Source organism: Paraburkholderia sp. D1E, assembly GCF_052682275.1.
In genome coordinates this window covers 4529795-4547705 of the sequence record NZ_JBQYMB010000001.1, presented here as the reverse complement: position 1 = coordinate 4547705, position 17911 = coordinate 4529795, and the positions used below count along the sequence as shown (strand labels likewise).

Sequence of the window (17911 nt, the reverse complement as noted above, 5' to 3'; positions counted from 1 at the left end):
AGAAAGCTGAACTGCATCTCGGCGAAGGCGTAGCTGAACCTGGTTGCCGATCGCTTATTCCCGATGGGAGATTACGCAAGGTCGAAGCGATCAAGATTCATCACCTTGTCCCACGTTGCCACAAAATAACGGACAAACTTCTCCTCAGCATTCGAACCTCCGTAGACTTCGGCTAAGGCCCGAAGCTGGGAGTTTGAGCCGAAGAGGAGATCGACGCGTGTGCCGGTCCACTTGAGTTGACCCGTTGCGCGATCATGCCCTTCAAACACGTCCTTGGCGTCCGATACCGGCTTCCACTCCATGTCGAGCAGGTTCATGAAGAAGTCGTTGCTCAGCGCTTCCGGTCGACGGGTAAAGACACCTCGTTGGGTCTGTCCGAAGTTGGTGTTCAAGACGCGCATGCCGCCCGCGAGCACGGTCATCTCCGGCGCGGTCAGCATCTGCAATTGCGCCCGATCGACCAGCAACGCCTCCGCCGGTACAGAGTATTTGCCCTTGAGGTAGTTGCGGAAGCCGTCCGCGATCGGTTCGAGTACTGCGATGGCGTCCACATCGGTTTGCGCCTGCGAGGCGTCCATACGTCCCGGCGTGAAGGGAATCGTCACCTCGTGACCGGCATTTTTCGCCGCTTGTTCGACGCCTGCGCAACCGGCCAGCACGATAAGGTCGGCGAGTGAGGCCTGCTTGTCGTCAGACTGAGCGCTATTGAACTCCCTCTGGATGCTCTCAAGGGTCTCGAGCACTATCGCCAGTTGGGCAGGCTGATTGACTTCCCAATCTTTTTGCGACGCGAGACGAATGCGGGCACCGTTTGCACCGCCACGCTTGTCGGAACCGCGGAAGGTCGATGCGGACGCCCACGCGGTCGAAACCAGTTGCGAGACAGAAAGCCCTGAAGCCAGGATCCTGGCCTTGAGGGCGGCAATGTCCCGTTCATCCATTAATTCATGATTAACCGCGGGGCTGGGGGCTTGCCAGAGAAGCTCTTCTGCCTGAACTTCGGGGCCAAGATAACGTGCGCGCGGTCCCATGTCGCGGTGCGTCAGCTTGAACCACGTGCGGGAAAACGCGTCGACGAACTGATCCGGATTTTCGTAGAAGTGCCTGGAAATTTTTTCGTAAACCGGGTCGAATCGTAAGGCGAGGTCAGTTGTCAGCATGGAGGGTGCGCGACGCTTTGACGAGTCATGCGGGTCCGGCACGGTACCCGCACCTGCGTCGCCCTTTGGCTTCCATTGATGCGCGCCGGCCGGGCTCTTCGTCAGTTCCCATTCGTAGCCAAACGGGTTCGAAAAGAAACCATTGCTCCACTGGGTTGGCGTGGAAGTCCAGATGACCTCCAGGCCGCGGGTGATGGCGTCTCCGCCTTTGCCGGTGCCAAAGCGGCTCTTCCAGCCGAGACCTTGCTCCTCAATGCCGGCCGCTTCCGGCTCCCAGACATCCTTACGCCCGCCGGCGAAACCGAAGGTCTTGAATCCCATCGATTCCAGAGCGACGTTGCCTGTGAGGATGATGAGGTCGGCCCATGAAATCCTGTTGCCGTATTTTTTCTTGACTGGCCAGATCAGCCTGCGTGCTTTGTCGAAGTTACCGTTGTCAGGCCAGCAGTCCTGATTCGCGTCAAGGATCGATGTCGCGTATGCAAGATCCCACCGCAGGTCAAACACATCATGCCGTGTGACCGTGGCAATCTTCCGGAGGCCTACACGTACAGTAGATCCCGGATTTAAAGCATCACAAGAAATGCGCATGAAATGGAAACCATAAGTTATGCAAATTGTAGAATGGCTGGTACATTCATACATGAAAGTTGGAGTAATTGATTCAAGAAAATTCTCTGGATTCCACGCCTAAATGTTAGGTCGATCGAATGAAGTCTGTTGAATTTTAAGAAAATTTAATCTGGAATTCAGAATATTTTGGTGGCGTGGCAGTTAATCTTGTGAAAGACAAGGCATCGCCCTCAATAACTGGAGATCCTCGCATGATCGACGTCTACTATTGGCCGACGCCGAACGGCCACAAGATCTTGATCTTTCTTGAAGAGTCCGGGCTTCGCTACCGCATCATCCCCGTTGATCTCTCCGCGGGTGAGCAGCATAGCCCGGCGTTCGTCAATATTTCGCCGAGCGGGAAAATGCCCGCGATCGTTGACACTGAACCGGCGGACGGTGAGAAGCCGGTTGCGGTTTTTGAGTCAGGCGCAATCCTCCTCTACCTCGCAGAAAAGTCCGGACTTTTTATACCTACTGACCTGCGGAGACGAAGCGAGGTTATTGAATGGCTGTTTTGGCAAGTAGCGGGGCTAGGACCTGCTGCAGGGCAATACCACCACTTCAGTTCAGTTGCCGGGGATCGCCGAATTTACGCAGAGGATTATTTCCATGACGAAGTGACACGCCTTTGCGAAGTGCTGGACCGGCGGCTTGGCGCTAATCGCTTCGTCGTGGGCGATACGTACACGATTGCCGATATGGCTATGTTTCCGTGGGTTACTTTCTCGAAAAAGAAGATGCAAGGGCTGTCCGCCTTCCCGAGTCTGCGTCGGTGGGAAGAAGAGGTCCGGCGGCGCCCAGCAACCATTCAAACCTATCTCATTGCAGCTCAGCTGGCCACGGAGAGGAAGCATTGAATATCGAAGAATCGAGAGCAAGAACAAAACCTGATCGGATCACGTCACCCGAAGGTTTGGTGCGACCATGACGTGGGAAGAATCCGCGCAGTCGTACCGAATTTTCTACTGATTCGCGCCTATCGATTTCATAAATCGGCGCTTCCCAACCCGAAGGACGCGGCTAGTTCCGGCCCTTTCGCGAGTAAGCGTGCGACTGCGTCGCGTCGGCGTGCGGCCCATGATGCGAGTATTTCCTTGACATGCAATTCGGTGTCACCCGATAGGGCTTCGGCCAATGCAACGGCGTCATCCGCGGCTTTCGAGGTGCCGGAAGCGGTATGGGGGCGCACTGTGCAGGCGGCATCCCCAATTAACGCAACCCGTCCGACAGAGAAGCTAGGACTTAATGCATCGCGTATCGATTGGAAGAACGGTGCCCGCGTCTCGCGAACAAGTTGCTGGAATATAACGGGGAGGTGTCGGGTTGCCAGTTCGCACAGCTCCTCGAATGACTCGGTTGACAGATGGCCGGGACTAATGGAGGCATGATGCTGGTGTCCATGATTGTCCGTTAGATGGCGGTGCATCGCCGCAACATTGCTTTCATTTCGATACCAAAGCCAGTTGAAACGCCGTCTACCCGGCTCCAGTGATCCGTCGAGACCAGGAATCAGGAATGCCATAAACATATGTCCGGGATCTCGGAACATGGTGAAGTTATTCACGAGCGCTTCAACTTCAAGCGGCGAGAAGGCTGATTCATCAACTATCCCTCGCCAGGCGACGTACCCCGCGAAGCTTGATTCGTAGTTTGGGAAAAGCTTTCCCCGCGTGCGAGAGCCGATTCCGTCTGCGGCGACGAGAATGTCTGCGCTTACGCTTTCTCCACGGTCAAAGTTAACCTCAATCGTTTCGTCATGCTCAGTAAATCCAACGACTTCCCGTCCGTACGAAATCCTGTCTTTCGGCAGCATGGCGCAGAGCGACCGATATACGGTGTCCCAGGAGGAGAAGGGCAGTTTCTCAGGCTCCTCGGTTAAGACATTTCCATTAATGTCTATACGCCGTCGCATGATCGTTGGAACGCTGATCATTTGCTGAGTGTAGTGGCCATGCTGTTCAAGGAATTTCATCATGTGACGCAGCACAGCAACACCGCCGCCCCGCCCGCGCAGCGGGACGTCGGAGCGTTCGTACACATGCACGTCGTGTCCGATACAACTGAGCGTGAGCGCGCTCGAAAGTCCTGCAATTGATCCACCAGCGATGACGATTTTCATAGATTAAAGGATCTGAAATATACGGGTCCCTACCCACGGAACACTGCAGGGATGCCTAATGGTGGCATCGAACAATGTAGATAGCGCAGTCAACGTGCCGCTTGCCCGGCGTGCCACGCTTACGTGTCCCTACACGCGGCGTCCAATTCGATGAGTATAGTTGCCGCATTCGCGCTGGGTGCGCTTTGAGCAGTCTCCCGCTCCTTTTTCGCCCCTTCAATCCGTAGCAAATTCGGGAGCTTGACGCCATTTTTAACTGCCGTCACTTCGGCCAGAATCGACACGGCTATTTCCGGTGGTGTGCGGCTGCCAATGTAGATTCCCGCCGGACCATGCAGTTTTGCCAGCTCGGTTTCGCTCAGGTCGAACTCCTTGAGCCGCTCACGCCGCGCGGCGTTGTTACGCCGGGAGCCCAGCGCGCCCACGTAGAACGCGGGCGTCTTGAGCGCTTCCATTAACGCGAGATCGTCAAGCTTCGGATCGTGCGTCAATGCGATCACCGCGCAGCGCGCGTCGAGCTTCATGCCGAGTACGGTGTCGTCAGGCATCGTACGCACGATCTTCGTGCCGGGCGCGTCCCATTCGTCCGTGTACTCCTCGCGCGGGTCGCACACCGTCACCTGGTAGTCGAGCCCGACCGCGATATGACACAGGTAGCGCGACAATTGCCCGGCGCCGATCACCAGCATGCGGTAGCGCGGTCCGTGAATCGTCAACAAGCGCTTCCCGTCGAAGTCGACGCCGTCAGTGGCCTCGGCCGGTCCAACTCGCACCGCACCCGTGGCCATATCCACGCGCCGCGCGATCAGGTGGCCAGCCTCCACGGCATCGCACATTTCAGCAATTCCGCTCGTCCGGCTCAGCGGTTCGAGTGCCAACTGGATGGTGCCGCCGCAGGGCAAGCCAAAGCGATGTGCCTCATCGGCTGTGATGCCGTACCTGACCACTTCCGGCCGGGTCTGATCGATGCCTCGTTGGCGCACGCGCTCGATCAGATCGTCTTCAATACAACCACCCGATACCGATCCCACCACGAGACCATCGTCGCGCACGGCGAGCATTGCGCCCTCCGGACGCGGCGACGAGCCCCACGTTTTCACCACGGTGACCAGCAGCGCGCGATGTCCCTGCTCGAGCCAGCGTGCACAGGACTTCAGAACTTCGAGATCCGCGCTGTCCATGAATTCTCCTTTTACTTCGGGACAATCGTTCACTTCCCGGCAGTCGCGGAAACGACGGCTGTCTCCGCTAAATCCTGCGTTGCCCCGTCTCACGCAGCATCAGCGACACGAGCAGTGCCAGAGCAATGGTCCCCCACCCAGAACAAGCCAGAGTCACGGAAATGCGCGACCACGTCGGTCCCCGTCAAACTCAGAGAATGAGACGTTCGCGAGTTTCTGTGTCAGGTCGAGTGATGGGTGTAGACATGATCGAGGTAAATAATTTGCTTTGCCGCACCGCGGAAGGGCATGTCCACATCGCAGGCGGCGGGGATGGAAATGGGGACAGCCGGCAGGAGCGAGTGCGCGAATTGATCGTCGCGACCCGGCATCCATTGCAGCCCGCGTTCGATCCAGAGCAGATCGACAATTCGACTGGCTCAGATTTAACCACTGGATCGGCGCTCGTTTTTTCAAAAACGCACGGTATCAATCAAAATCAACGGTGGCTCACGCGATTCCGGCTCCATCAGTGCGCGCTATACGAAGGTAATAGTCGCTCAATCCTTTTTGTGCGGTGCCGATCCCAATGCATAGCTATTCCAGCGACGTTATCCAGCCTATTCTGCTCAACACACAGCGCCGCTGGGATGCAGCGAATCGCCTCGATTTGCCGGGAGGGTACGCTCGAAAGTGGGCTCATGCGTTCGATCGCAACGTTAAGGTTGCATTAAGGCGGATTCGTTCAGAATCGGCGCAGCGTTTCGGCGTCAAATTCGATATTGGAGGATTTTCATGCGTAGGTTTTATCAGATTGCTACTATCTTTACTTGGGGCGTTACCTCAGTCGGTGCCGCGTCGGCAGCGGCGCCGCAGCCTAGTTACGTAACGACCGTTCAACTACACGACGGCAAGCGCGTGACATGCTCCGTCAATGAACCGGCATCAACACCATCGTCTTTAAACGACCAGCAAGCGTTGACCGCCAGCGAACGAAACGAGGCAGAAATCGTTGCTACGGCTGCCCTCCGCAGAATCCCCAGAAATCGGGGTGAGGCTGACATGACGGTCGTGCAATGCTCATAAGGAGAGCGCGCGGAGCGTGTCGAGGTCGTCACCGATGACCTGACCAGGAATGGGTACGCTGATCCGTGGGATAGTGATGCGGCAATGGCGTTGAGTTCGGCAGAAGAAGCTCACGCATTAACAAGCGGAACATGAGTTCTGAGTCGATCGACGGCCGCATCATGATGCCATCAAGGGACCTGGCCGAATGGCGTGCCGGCGTGACAGGCCGTCCGGGGTTTCATTGCTTCAGCGCTGCGACATAAGCGGAAACAGACGCAATCTCGTCGTCGTTCAACAGCGGGACGATCAGACTCATCAACTTCCCCTTGCCCCCGCGCGTTCCGCTCTTCCATGCATGGAGTTGTGTTTCGACATACTCTTCTTGCTGGCCGGTGATGCGGGGGAAATCAGGCTCTATACCGCCTCCCGTTGCACGATGACATGAAATGCACGCTGGCGCGCCGTTCGTACCACCGTGCGTATAGATAAGCTCACCGGCGTTGACGAGCGCTGCGTTTGAAGTCGCACCCGGCGCAGGCGTTTGCGCCGCATAGAAGGTCGCGAGTGCTTTCATTTCGTCCGGCGACAGGTCTTTGACCATCGCCTGCATGATTTCGTTATGCCGCAAGGGCGGCACACCCGGACCGCCCTTGAACTGCGTGAGCTGTTTGTACAGATACTCCGGATACTGGCCTGCAAGGCGCGGATAGGTACCTATCGTGCTGTTTCCGTCGACACCGTGACAGGCTGCACAGCGCTGTGTCGTCAGTTCGCCGACACGTGCAGTCAGATCGTCGGCGCGTGCGGTTATCGTGGCGCACAGCAGGCCTCCGGCAACCAGCATGGCCCGTGTTGCCGGGCTCGCCAAACCTCGCTCGAATCTGTTTCTACCCATTTACGCGTCTCCTCGCATTCTGGTTAAGGGACGCCTACTCGAACTGCCGGTTCGCGTCCCTTACACGGCGCACCGCGAAGCGGATCTCAGCAGCCATGGCGTCTTGTTGCTACGAGCCTGATATCGACTGGAATGTGCCGGCGCCCGCCGAGAGAGGAGTATTCAATTCACACGGGTCTCCTCCCTGTTACTGCGCGACTCGTCTCAAATCGAAGCGTATGTCCGTATCGTCCGGGCGCTATGACCAGAAAGCCCGCTCATTTACCGCTGAGTCCGATTAATTCCGACGCGCTGGCCGTGCCTGCAAGCGTTAGCTCTTTGATCTGCTCCCACTACGGGGCAAGCGCTTAGTCAAGGTGGATTGAGGACCGTTGCTGCTTTAGTCCGGACAGCCGTCATTAATCCAATTTTCGATTTCCTGTATCTGAGCATCAGGGACATAAGGACCACCTTCGGACATTCGTGTCGCAGGACCCTTGAGGCCCGTTCGAAGAACGATGACAAGATGTGCCAGATTCCCCTTCCCATTCCCGATCACGTCCGGCTGAATGAGTTGATTGCCGTGCCCGACTTCTGCCAGAAGGACGGCCTTTGTCGTCTACGAAAATAACGGACCGTGTCCTGACAGGTCGGGAGGGCCTCCATTTGACGGAGAATTTGCCCATGCGGAAATTGCCCCATCGAGTATTTCTTTAACTCGTAAGAACCCACGTGTGACACTACTCTGATCCATATACCCACCTGTTCGGATTAAGACGCTTCGCGCCGGAATGCTGAAAACACATGACTCTCGTCGAGTCGCTTTCCTCCAATGACTGCGAGGGAAAATCACCGCTAAATTGACCTTAAGGACCTACCGCACTCCGCGTGGATTCTTCGTAGACTCCAGACCCGACACCGCCTTATCCGTGCGGTTGCCACTGCGGGAAGCGCGCACTGCACTTCGAGCTTCCTGCGAACGATCCCTGTGACGTGTCCTTTCCAATAGACCCTCGCCACTTCTTTGGGGGCGGCCGAACTTCCGCAATTCGTATTCGCGAGTCGTTCCCAACAGAAAGTAGTCGTCTTTCCCACGACCGGGTGTCCTGATCACAAGGCACTTCGATACCAGGCCTGCTATTGCTTCGGTAACGTCTTCATTCGATACCCTATCGATCGCAGCGACAGTTTGCGCATCGCCAAGGCGAAAGTGCCCTGAAATCTCCGCGAGTCTGTGCAGCACGACTCTCTCGAGTTCGTCGAGTAGTTGGTAGCTCCAGTCGAGCATGCCCAGGAGAGTCCGTTGACGCACAGGTGCGGTCCGACGGCCTCCTATGAGGGTCCGGAAAGGGTCACTCGCCACTTCACGCTCCATGTGTCGCATGCCAAAAACTCTAGCTCTGGCCGCCGCTAGTTCGAGGGCCAGCGGGAGGCCGTCGAGTCGGCGACAGACCGACGCGATCATATCGACATTCTCCGGCTCATTGGTAAGGTCGCTCGTCCATGACTCGACAAAGGCGAGAAACGTTTCGACCGACGGGGAAGCCAGTATCTCTTTGTGAGTGGCATCGACATCGGGCGTAGCGAGTGGCGCTACCCAATGTAGCGTCTCGTTGCGAGTCCGGAGCGATTCGCGGCTGGTGGACAAAACCCGAAGATTTGCGTTTGCCTGAATCAATCGTTCGGTCAGCCTTGCCGCCTCGTCAAGCATGTGCTCACAGTTGTCCAGGACCAGGAGTATCCGGTGATCGGCAACGACACCGAGCAGCTTCGGCAGCATGAGCAGGTCGTCGATGGGCTCGATGCCGAGTGCTTCCGCAACGGCGTTCAGCACCTGCTCAGGGTGAATCACGGGGGCAAGAGACGCGAAACAGACGTCGACGCGACCGTCTGCGGTCATTGATCGAGCCGCTTCGATCGCGAGATGCGTCTTTCCTGCGCCGCCGGGTCCGAGCAGGGTTACAACCGGCGTGTCCTGCAGCCTGCTGACAATCTCGCCGATTTCAGTTTCCCGGCCGATTAACGGCGTATAGCAAACAGGGAGTGGCTCAAACCCGGTTGACGGCGGTGTAGCGGCCATTGCAGACTTCTTGCCCCGCTGAACGACGGCTGCGTCGTCCAGCGGGACTAGACGGTAACCGCGTCGCGGAACGGTCTGGATTGCTCGGCCGTCGGTGCCGAGCTGTTTTCTGAGCGTGGACAAATGGACGTGGATGTTGCCTTCCTCAACGATGAGGTTCGGCCACACATGCGACATTATTTTGTGTTTTGTGACGATTTTGCCTTGGGCCTGAATCAACAGTTCAAGGATGTCAAATGCACGCGCGCCGATTTGAAGGCGGTGACCATCCTGAAAGGCCTCTCGTGTTTCAAGCGAGACACTGGTACGGCCGATCTTTTCCATACAGAGCACACCCTTTGCTGGCGGATTCGGCTTGCACAACTGCAGCCATGAGAACGGCCGCGACAACCCCACGGTATCGCATGCACGGCCTTCGCACCAGACCTACAAACCGGTGTTTGTTTTTGCCATTCGTCTGACCTGGTTATACCTAGGTATCAAAGAGGGCAAGCGCCAGCCTGAGAAGGCGCAAAGCCGCTACGTGGCACTAGGCCGGGCCGGCGGTACATCCCTTGGGAGGTAAATCGGCGTGGCAATACATTTAAGAATGTTTAAGACCGTCGTCAGGATTTTTAGCTCTTCATGCCCCTAATCTGTTAGTCAGTCGTGATGCCGCGTCGGTATGAGGCCGGCGCGCCACGTCGTGTACGCGAAAAACAACTCGCCAATGTCATCGCAAACGATAAGGATGTCAAAATGACCACTGGAACCGATAGAGAAGTCGCTTCCGCGTCGCGTCGTAACATGTTGATGGTCGGGGCTGGCGCGGTTGCGGCAGCGGTCATCCCTGCTGTTTCCAACGCCGCAGGCACTGCATCGGGCAGCAAAACCGGCAATCATCTTGCACATACAGGAGAACGATCCATGAACTTCGTTATCACCCAGGACGGCGCACAGATTTTCTACAAGGATTGGGGCTCGGGCCACCCAGTGGTGTTCTCCCATGGCTGGCCGCTCGATGCCGATGCCTGGGACGCGCAAATGTTGTTTCTGGTGCAGAAAGGCTATCGTGTGATCGCTCATGATCGCCGGGGGCACGGCCGCTCGAGTCAAACCGCGCACGGCAACGACATGGACACCTACGCGGACGATCTTGCTGCCGTCATTAATTCGCTCGATCTGAAGGGTGTCACGCTCGTTGGCCACTCCACGGGTGGCGGAGAGATCTCTCACTATGTTGGCCGACATGGAACAAAACGTGTCGCCAAAATGGTTCTGGTCGGTGCGGTGCCGCCGATTATGCTGAAGACCGACGCGAATCCGACGGGGTTGCCCATGTCGGTCTTCGACGGTATTCGTGCCAATACCGCTGCCAATCGGTCGCAGTTTTTCAAAGACCTTGCGGTGCCCTTCTACGGTTTTAACCGGCCCAATGCAAAAGTCCAGCAAGGTGTGATCGACGAGTTCTGGCGCGAAGGGATGATGGGGTCGGTGCTCGGTCAATACGAGTGCATCAAGCAGTTCTCCGAGGTCGACTACACGCCGGACCTCAAGAAAATCGATGTTCCGACGCTGATCCTGCATGGCGATGATGATCAGATCGTGCCGTTGGATGACTCCGGGCGTAAGTCCGCGGAGATCATCAAGAACGCCACACTCAAGGTCTATCCGGGCGCGCCTCACGGCATGTGCACGACGGAAGCGGATCGCGTCAACGCCGATCTTCTCGCCTTTCTCCAGTCGTAAGCTTGGGGCTGAGCGAAGCCGACTAAGGTCAAGTAGATTGATGCTGCCGGCGTTCTGAACCGGCAGCATTGCTATATTCCCCGCTTATTTGCGGTTTCGCCTCCTATCTGCCAGCCGCCGCCCAGCGCTTTGTAGAGCGCAACGAGGTCGAGCGCCGTGTCGCGCTCGCTCTGCGCCAGTTTGTCGTCGGCGGCGTACAGCGAGCGTTCGGCATCGAGCACGGAGAGGAAGTCATTGAGGCCTTGCTTGTAGAGCCGCGTCGCGATGGTCACGGCTTCCCGATCGGCGGTGACCTCCGCCGCAAGCCTCTCATGCCGTACCTTGGACTGCGCATAAGACACGAGCGCGGTCTCGACATCCCGCAGCGCACCGAGAACCGTCCGCTGGTATGCGGCGGCGGCTTGATCGGTCCGCGCTTCTTCAGCGTGCATTTCAAAGCGAACCTTGCCGGCATCGAAGATCAGCCAGTTGATGCTCGGTCCGATCGAGAAGTAGCGGCTCGGCGCGGTCAGAAAAGTCGATGCGTTCAGGCTCTCCAGACCCGCAACCCCGGTCAGCGAAAAGTGCGGGTAAAGATCGGCTTGAGCGACGCCAATGCGGGCGTTCGCGGCGGCAATCCTGCGTTCGGCAGCGCGGATATCCGGACGGCGGCGCAGAAGGTCGGAGGGCAGACCCACCGGCACGTCCGCGATCGCCGAAGGAATCGCTTGTGGGGTATCCAACTGGGCAAGCAGTTGTTCCGGCGGTTGACCGATCAGCGCACCGATTCGATAAATGGACGCGCGTTCTTTCGCCTCGAATGTCGGAATGGCGGCTTCGGTATCGGACACTTGCGCCTGCGCACGCAGCACATCGAGACGCGAGGACAGCCCCGCATCGAATTGCGAGCGGGTCAGCGATAGCGAGTCCTGCTGGATCGAAAGATTACTGCGGGCGACAGCGAGTTGCCGCTGCACGCCGCGCAATTCGATGTAGTTGCGGGCGACCTCGGCGAGCAACGTCAACTCGACATCCTTGCGGTCCGCCACGATAGCCTGATACGACGCGTCAGCGGCCTCGACGCCGCGCCGCTTGCCGCCGAACACGTCGATTTCCCACGATGCGTCGAAGCCGGTCTGCCATAGATTGCCGTTGGCGGCCGGACCGAGACCGCCAGGCGGCACGCCGACCGGCACATTGGCGCTGCCATGGGTCCGATCGTATTGGGCGCCGACGTCAGCGGTTGGGTATAGATCTGCACCGGCGATACCGCGCAAGGCACGCGCTTCGCGTACGCGTGCTTCGGCAACAGCCAGGTCGGGAGCGGACCGAAGCGCGTCTGCCACGAGCGAGTTGAGCGTCGCGTCATCAAAGCCTTGCCACCACGCATCGTTCGATTTGGGCGACCCTTGCGAGGCGCTCATCGCCGGGTCCGTATGTTCCGTAAAACTCGCCGGCACGACCGGTTTCGGCGGCACATAGTCCGGACCCACAGTGCACCCCGCGAGGAGCGCGGCCCATGCCGCGGCGATAGCGGCGACATGCTGCCGCCGGTAAGGAGGAGGTCCCGCCGGCCGCGCCGTCGTTAGTTCCAGAAACCAAGCCATGCCGGGCGCTCCCTGACGAAGATTTCCGTCTCGACCGACATGCCCGGCGAGATCAATTTGAGTGCATCCCCAGGGTTGTCGAGTTCGATTTTCACTGGCACCCGCTGCACCACTTTCACGAAATTACCCGTTGCGTTTTCCGGCGGCAGGAGCGCGAAGTGCGAGCCGGTTCCTCGTTGAATGCTGTCGACGTGACCACGAAGTCGCAGGTCCGGAAATGCATCGACGAGGATCGTGACTGATTGGCCCGGTTTGACGTGAGTGAGTTGCGTCTCCTTGTAGTTGGCGATCACATAGAACTTGTCCGGGACGACCGACAACAGCGTCTGCCCGGGCTGGACAAAGTTACCCTGCTCGACGCTCTTGTTCGCGACACTGCCGGACTCGGCTGCGTAGATTTTGGTGTACGAGAGGTTGAGCGTTGCCTGCTCGAGCATGGAGTGAGCCTGGGCGACGGCGGCCTCGGCCGTTTTGACCTGAGAGCGCGCAAGCGTCGCCTGCGCTTGTGACGCGTCGACCTTGACCTGGGCCGCCGTCACGGAAGCCCGGGTCCCGTCAGCGGCCGCCTTCCCCTCATCGACGCGCTCCGATGACACGGCGCGCACATCTGAGACGGATTGCAGCCGCGCCAGATTGGTGACGGCCAGTTTGGCATTGGCGCGGGCAACGTCAAGTTCTGCCTTTTGCTGGCCGATATTGGCGTCGGCCACTGCGATCTGATTGCGCGCCTCCTCGAGCTTGCCAACCGCTGCCGCGACATTGGCGCGCGCCTGATCCACCTGAACGACGTAGTCGCGCGGATCGAGTTCGACGAGGAGATCGCCGGCCGTCACTTTGCTGTTGTCGTTGACATGCAGTGTCTGCACGTAGGCCGGCACCTTGGGGATGACCGAGACAAGATGCGCGTCGATATAGGCGTCGTCCGTCTGCTTCTCGTAGAGGTTTGGCACGAGGAAATATGCGGCGATCGCCAGAAGCACGGTCAGCGCGAGAACGCCGAGGATCAGCCCGCGTCGATTGTCAGGTAACGGAGGCGGAACCGGTGCGGTGAGAGGCGGTGTGGTGGCTGGTTTTTGAACCGGCGGTGCTTCGCTCATCGCTGCCTCCGGCTGCGGGGATGGATTGGGGTTGGAAGAGACACTGTTTTCATGGCCGCGTTGCCTATTTTTTGGACACCGGGGTCGGCGGAATGATGGGAACGAGGCACAGCGCGATCACACCGACGACCGCCATGAAGGCGAACGCGTCCGCGTAAGCGAGCGTGGCAGCCTGGTGTGCGCCTGCCTCGGCGAGAACGTGCAGCGCCGCGCGCTGGCTCTCGAGCGGGGTATAGCCACCGCGCGCGACTAGCGTTGCGCTCAACGAAGAGAGCCAGTCTCGCGTCACCGGATTGTCGTGGCGAAGGTGTTCGAACAGGCGCGATGAATGGAGCGTCTCGCGATGCCCGATGAGAATGGTCAGCAGCGCGACCCCGAGCGACGCGCCGAATTGCCTGAAGGTCATGTACAGGGAGACGCCATCGAGCAGCTTGTTCTGCTCGATTCTTGCTACCGTGCCGCTTCCCACCGCCGGCAACAACGGGGACAGGCAGCAGGCGTAAAGAATAAGCGGAGCCACATAGTAATAGCCCGGCGTGTCCGTCGTCAGCAGGCGATTGAACAGCACCATCGACGCGATCAGCATGACGAGAGCAAGCACGATCGTCTTGCGTTGGCCGATTCGCGCGATGAGACCGACCATAAGCGGCCGGATGGCGGCGGCGGTCAACGCATAGATGCAGATGATCTGCCCGGTCTGGGTCGCGCTATGGGTATGGGTCGAGAGATTGCGCAGAAACTCGGGCAGAACGAACAGGCTGCCTGACAGGATCATGCCAGTGAAGACACCGATCAACGCGGACGACAACACGTAACGATCACGTAGCAGACCGAGCCAGAGAAGCGGCGTTCGATTCGCAGGGCTTGCCTGCCAGACGACGAATAGAAGCAGGGCCGCGCCGCCGGTCAAAGTGAGCACGCGGATATGTAGCGATCCGAACCAGTCGTCAATTTCGCCGCGATTGAGAATGATCTGAAGCGAGATCAACGCGGTTGCGAGGAGGACAATGCCGAGCCAGTCGGTGCTGACCACGCGCTCGGAGGCGGGGGGCGGGAGTGTCGGAAAGTAGCGGGCCAGCAGCCATATCGCGGCGGCTGCATAGAGCAGATTGGGCAGGAAGATCAGGCGCCAGTTGAAATGGTCCGTGATATAGCCACTGACCAGAAGCCCTGCCGCACTCGACAGATAGAGCAACGTGGAAGCCTTCATCAGCGATGGGCTGCGCTGCGGTTTGGGCATCAGCACATAGATGCTCGCGCGCCACCATACGACCAGGCCCGCCCCGGCCAGCCCCTGCACGGCGCGCCAGATCAGCATCGAACTGAGATCGGGAGAGATCGCGCAACCCATCGAGGCGATCGCGAATACGACGATGGTCGAGAGCAGGAAGCGCTTGTAGCCGTAGTGCCCGGCCATCCAGATCGAGACAGGTACGCCGAGAAACAGCGCGCAGCTATAGACGGTCAGCAGCCAGCTCGCTTCGTCCGCGGACACGCCCAACGTGCCGGTCAGATCCGCCAGTACCAGGTTCATGCTGTCGAACGTATAGAACTCCATCCCGGTAGCGAGGCCAAGACCCGCGAGCAGCAGGCGCGCATGCGCCGGCGACATCATGAGCGCCGGTGCCGGCGGGGGTGAAGCGGGCATCGCTGCCGACCGTGCAGTGTCACTCATGGCAGGAGCCGATCGATCTGTATTTGACAGGTGATGATCACGTAACGAGCCGCAAGACGGCATGCATCACCGCGGTGACGAGAACCAGAGTGGCGACGGCCGCCAGATAGAGACCGCCGAACCAGCTGAGACGCCGGATGCGCGGGCTCATGCTTCCCATCCCGCCTCCGGCGTCTTGCCGCGAAACGTGCGGTAGGCGAAGGCAGAATACGCGAGTACGACCGGCGTGACAATCACCGCGCCGATCAGGAGGAAGACATGGCTGAGGGTTGCCGATGCCGCGGCCCAGAGCGTGAGGCGGAAGGGCACGATGTCCGGAAAAATGCCGAAACCAAGGCCCGCCACGCCCAGTACAAACAGCGCCAGCGCCAGAAAGAAGGGATGTCCGTCAGCACGGCCGCCGATCGCCCGCAGGAGGACGGCGGTCACACCGAGAAACAGCACCGTGATCAGCACGAGGGCGATCGTATGCGCGGCCCATGCGGCGCGAATGCCAGGTTGAACCCACGCCGCGGCGGCACAGGCTGCCGCGGCGAGACAGACGAAGCCCGGCACCGCCAGACGCAGGCAGCGCTCCGCGAATTCACGTAGGGCCGCTGTCGCTTTCAGATGGAGCCAGCCGGCGCCGAGGACGACATAGCCGGCGAGCACGGCGATCGCGGTCAGCGCGGGGAACGGCCGGAAAACATCGAAGACGCTGCCACCGAAGCTGTCACCAACGACGCTTACCCCCTGGATGAGCCCACCGACGATCAGCCCCTGCATGAGCGTTGCCACGATCGAGCCGACACCGAACGCCGCGTCCCAGAAGCGTCGCCCCTTCTCGATCTGGTAGCGGAACTCGAACGAGACGCCGCGCAGTCCCAGCGCCAGCAACATGACGATCAGCGGTATATAGAACGCCGGAAGCAACACGCCGTAGGCAATGGGGAAGGCGGCGAGCAGCGCGACACCGGCCATGATCAGCCAGGTTTCGTTGCCGTCCCAGGTGGGCATGATCGAATCGACCATGCGGTCGCGCAGCCGTTCGTCGGATTGCAGGAGCAGCAGGGCGCCCACGCCCAGATCGAAACCGTCCAGCAGGACGTAAAGCGACAACGCGAAGGCGGTGAACAGCGCGGAGAGCAGCGGCAGAGTCATGACGGGCTACTCCACCGGAGCCGGGTTGTGGCCGGCAGGATCATTCATCACCGCGGGCTTCAGCGCATGCTTAAGCGAGCCGGTGGCCACCGGTTCGGACTGTGCCGCCTGTGGACCGCGCCGAATCATGCGCAAGCTGAAGATCAGGAACGCTGTCATGAAAAGCGCGTAGATGCAGACAAACGCGATCAGCGTCGAAAGCAGTACGCCTGGCGGGACAGGCGAGACGGCGTCGGCCGTGCGCAGGATGTTGTAGATCACCCAGGGCTGGCGGCCCGTCTCGGCGAGATACCATCCGCCGAGCGTCGCGATCACGCCGGATGGCGTCATCACGACGAGCGTTCGCAGGAACCAGCGTGTGGTGAAGAGCCGGCCTTGCCAGCGCAGCCACAGCGATGCAATACATACGCCGAACATGATGATGGCAAGGCCGTACATCGTGCGGAAGCCGTAGAAGACCCAACCCATGACCGGCTGGCGGTCGCGTGGCGTATTCTTCAATCCTTCGACCCGGCCGTTCAGGCTATGGGTGAGCCAGATGCTTCCGAGGTAAGGGGTGCCGAGCGCGAAACGATTGCGCTGGTTCTGCTGATCCGGGACGATGAACCAGTAATAGGGTGCGGGCGATTGCGACTGTTTTTCCCAGAAACCTTCGGCAGCCTGCATCTTGGCAGGCTGATGTTCGAGCATTTTCCCGTACAGCATGTCGCCGACGAAGACCTGGCAGCCGATCAGTATGGTGGCGAAGGTGAGGCCGATCGAGACCGTCCGGCGTCCGAACGCTTCATGTTCGCCGCGCAGGAGATACCAGGCGCCGACGCCGGTAACGAGGAACGAGCCCGTGATGTAGGCCGCTACCAGCATGTGCGGCAGGCGATACGGCCAGGAGGGGTTGATGATCACCTTCAGCCAGTCAGTCACCACGACCCGGCCGTGTTCGACCACCACGCCGTCGGGAGTTTGCATCCAGCTGTTGGCCGAGAGGATCCACGATGCCGACAGCAACGTGCCGAGCGCAACCATGCAGGTAGCGAGGAAGTGAAGCTTCGGCCCGACCCGGTTGAAGCCGAACAGCATGATGCCAAGGAACCCGGCCTCCAGAAAAAAAGAGGTCAGCACTTCCAGCCCGATCATCGGGCCGATGGCTGGGCCCGCCATCTGTCCGAATCTGGCGAAGCTGAGGCCGAATTCGAACGAGAGGACGATCCCGGTGACCACGCCGACCCCGAAGCCCATCGCGAAGATGCCAAGCCAGAAACGATAGATCTGCAGATAGAGCGGGTCTTTGGTCTTCAGCCACAGGCCTTCCATGATGGCCAGAAACGCAGCGAGTCCGATGGAAATCGTCGGAAAGATGATGTGAAAGCTGACGGTGAACGCGAACTGGACGCGCGCGAGAATGGCGGGATCGAGGTTCACGGTTGTTTCCGTTCGGTTTGGGGGCGCCGGGAGATCGCCACGGCTAGCGCGATGAAGAGTGCTAGCGCGATGATCGAAGCGGACAGGCCGAAGACGCCGATGATGATGAAGAAGAACGCCACGCCAAGCAGGGTTGCGCAGATCGTCCCCAACAGGTGCCACGTGGACGTGGTCTTCATGGCTGGGTGCC

The 17911-nt window shown here is 59.3% G+C and carries 12 protein-coding genes and 1 pseudogene; 2 read left to right on the top strand and 11 right to left on the bottom strand.

The window, feature by feature from the left end:
• Nucleotides 1-71: 71 nt before the first annotated feature.
• A pseudogene (locus tag ACUN0E_RS20350) lies at nt 72-1619 on the bottom strand (peroxidase family protein); the annotation flags it as partial.
• Nucleotides 1620-1984: 365 nt separating this feature from the next.
• Between ACUN0E_RS20350 and ACUN0E_RS20345 the strand changes: the two are divergent.
• A complete protein-coding gene (locus tag ACUN0E_RS20345; RefSeq protein WP_445567787.1) occupies nt 1985-2632 on the top strand; it encodes a glutathione S-transferase N-terminal domain-containing protein in 648 nt (215 codons plus the stop codon).
• 128 nt (nt 2633-2760) lie between these two features.
• On the opposite strand, the gene ACUN0E_RS20340 is transcribed toward ACUN0E_RS20345, so the two are convergent.
• The 4 genes from ACUN0E_RS20340 to ACUN0E_RS20325 all read right to left on the bottom strand — a co-directional run bounded on the left by ACUN0E_RS20340 (nt 2761) and on the right by ACUN0E_RS20325 (nt 9400).
• On the bottom strand, nt 2761-3894 hold the full coding sequence (locus ACUN0E_RS20340; RefSeq protein WP_445567786.1) for an FAD binding domain-containing protein: 1134 nt from the start codon (nt 3892-3894) through the stop codon (nt 2761-2763).
• A 119-nt stretch (nt 3895-4013) separates the two neighbouring features.
• Nucleotides 4014-5075: an XdhC family protein gene (locus ACUN0E_RS20335; RefSeq protein WP_445567785.1), complete on the bottom strand. Its 1062-nt coding sequence runs from the start codon at nt 5073-5075 to the stop codon at nt 4014-4016.
• Between the two features lie 1285 nt (nt 5076-6360).
• Nucleotides 6361-7017, bottom strand: coding sequence for a c-type cytochrome (locus ACUN0E_RS20330; RefSeq protein WP_445567784.1), 657 nt, complete (start codon nt 7015-7017; stop codon nt 6361-6363).
• 853 nt (nt 7018-7870) lie between these two features.
• On the bottom strand, nt 7871-9400 hold the full coding sequence (locus tag ACUN0E_RS20325; RefSeq protein WP_445567783.1) for an ATP-binding protein: 1530 nt from the start codon (nt 9398-9400) through the stop codon (nt 7871-7873).
• A 582-nt stretch (nt 9401-9982) separates the two neighbouring features.
• On the opposite strand from ACUN0E_RS20325, the gene ACUN0E_RS20320 reads away from it, so the two are divergent.
• Nucleotides 9983-10804: an alpha/beta fold hydrolase gene (locus tag ACUN0E_RS20320; protein ID WP_445570486.1), complete on the top strand. Its 822-nt coding sequence runs from the start codon at nt 9983-9985 to the stop codon at nt 10802-10804.
• Between the two features lie 71 nt (nt 10805-10875).
• Here ACUN0E_RS20320 and ACUN0E_RS20315 read toward each other — a convergent pair whose 3' ends face one another.
• From ACUN0E_RS20315 to ACUN0E_RS20290, 6 genes are all read right to left on the bottom strand, one after another.
• A complete protein-coding gene (locus ACUN0E_RS20315; protein WP_445567782.1) occupies nt 10876-12390 on the bottom strand; it encodes an efflux transporter outer membrane subunit in 1515 nt (504 codons plus the stop codon).
• The gene (locus ACUN0E_RS20310; protein ID WP_445567781.1) at nt 12369-13487 is read right to left on the bottom strand and encodes an HlyD family secretion protein; all 1119 of its coding nucleotides are present in this window, start codon (nt 13485-13487) and stop codon (nt 12369-12371) included. The genes ACUN0E_RS20315 and ACUN0E_RS20310 overlap by 22 nt, the downstream gene beginning before the upstream one ends.
• A gap of 64 nt (nt 13488-13551) precedes the next feature.
• Entirely contained in the window at nt 13552-15162 is a 1611-nt protein-coding gene (locus ACUN0E_RS20305) for an MFS transporter (protein WP_445567780.1), read from the bottom strand.
• 147 nt (nt 15163-15309) lie between these two features.
• A complete protein-coding gene (cydB, locus tag ACUN0E_RS20300; RefSeq protein WP_445567779.1) occupies nt 15310-16302 on the bottom strand; it encodes a cytochrome d ubiquinol oxidase subunit II in 993 nt (330 codons plus the stop codon).
• A gap of 6 nt (nt 16303-16308) precedes the next feature.
• On the bottom strand, nt 16309-17721 hold the full coding sequence (locus ACUN0E_RS20295) for a cytochrome ubiquinol oxidase subunit I (RefSeq protein WP_445567778.1): 1413 nt from the start codon (nt 17719-17721) through the stop codon (nt 16309-16311).
• A complete protein-coding gene (locus tag ACUN0E_RS20290; protein WP_445567777.1) occupies nt 17718-17900 on the bottom strand; it encodes a hypothetical protein in 183 nt (60 codons plus the stop codon). The genes ACUN0E_RS20295 and ACUN0E_RS20290 overlap by 4 nt, the downstream gene beginning before the upstream one ends.
• Between the last annotated feature and the right edge of the window lie 11 nt (nt 17901-17911).

Bases quoted from the DNA above. Each gene is read 5' to 3' on its own strand.
- ACUN0E_RS20310 (WP_445567781.1), bottom strand. From the start codon at position 13,487: ATGAGCGAAGCACCGCCGGTTCAAAAACCAGCCACCACACCGCCTCTC.
- ACUN0E_RS20315 (WP_445567782.1), bottom strand. From the start codon at position 12,390: ATGGCTTGGTTTCTGGAACTAACGACGGCGCGGCCGGCGGGACCTCCT.
- ACUN0E_RS20335 (WP_445567785.1), bottom strand. From the start codon at position 5,075: ATGGACAGCGCGGATCTCGAAGTTCTGAAGTCCTGTGCACGCTGGCTC.
- ACUN0E_RS20290 (WP_445567777.1), bottom strand. From the start codon at position 17,900: ATGAAGACCACGTCCACGTGGCACCTGTTGGGGACGATCTGCGCAACC.
- ACUN0E_RS20325 (WP_445567783.1), bottom strand. From the start codon at position 9,400: ATGGAAAAGATCGGCCGTACCAGTGTCTCGCTTGAAACACGAGAGGCC.
- ACUN0E_RS20305 (WP_445567780.1), bottom strand. From the start codon at position 15,162: ATGAGTGACACTGCACGGTCGGCAGCGATGCCCGCTTCACCCCCGCCG.
- ACUN0E_RS20320 (WP_445570486.1), top strand. From the start codon at position 9,983: ATGAACTTCGTTATCACCCAGGACGGCGCACAGATTTTCTACAAGGAT.
- ACUN0E_RS20345 (WP_445567787.1), top strand. From the start codon at position 1,985: ATGATCGACGTCTACTATTGGCCGACGCCGAACGGCCACAAGATCTTG.
- ACUN0E_RS20340 (WP_445567786.1), bottom strand. From the start codon at position 3,894: ATGAAAATCGTCATCGCTGGTGGATCAATTGCAGGACTTTCGAGCGCG.
- ACUN0E_RS20330 (WP_445567784.1), bottom strand. From the start codon at position 7,017: ATGGGTAGAAACAGATTCGAGCGAGGTTTGGCGAGCCCGGCAACACGG.
- cydB (WP_445567779.1), bottom strand. From the start codon at position 16,302: ATGACTCTGCCGCTGCTCTCCGCGCTGTTCACCGCCTTCGCGTTGTCG.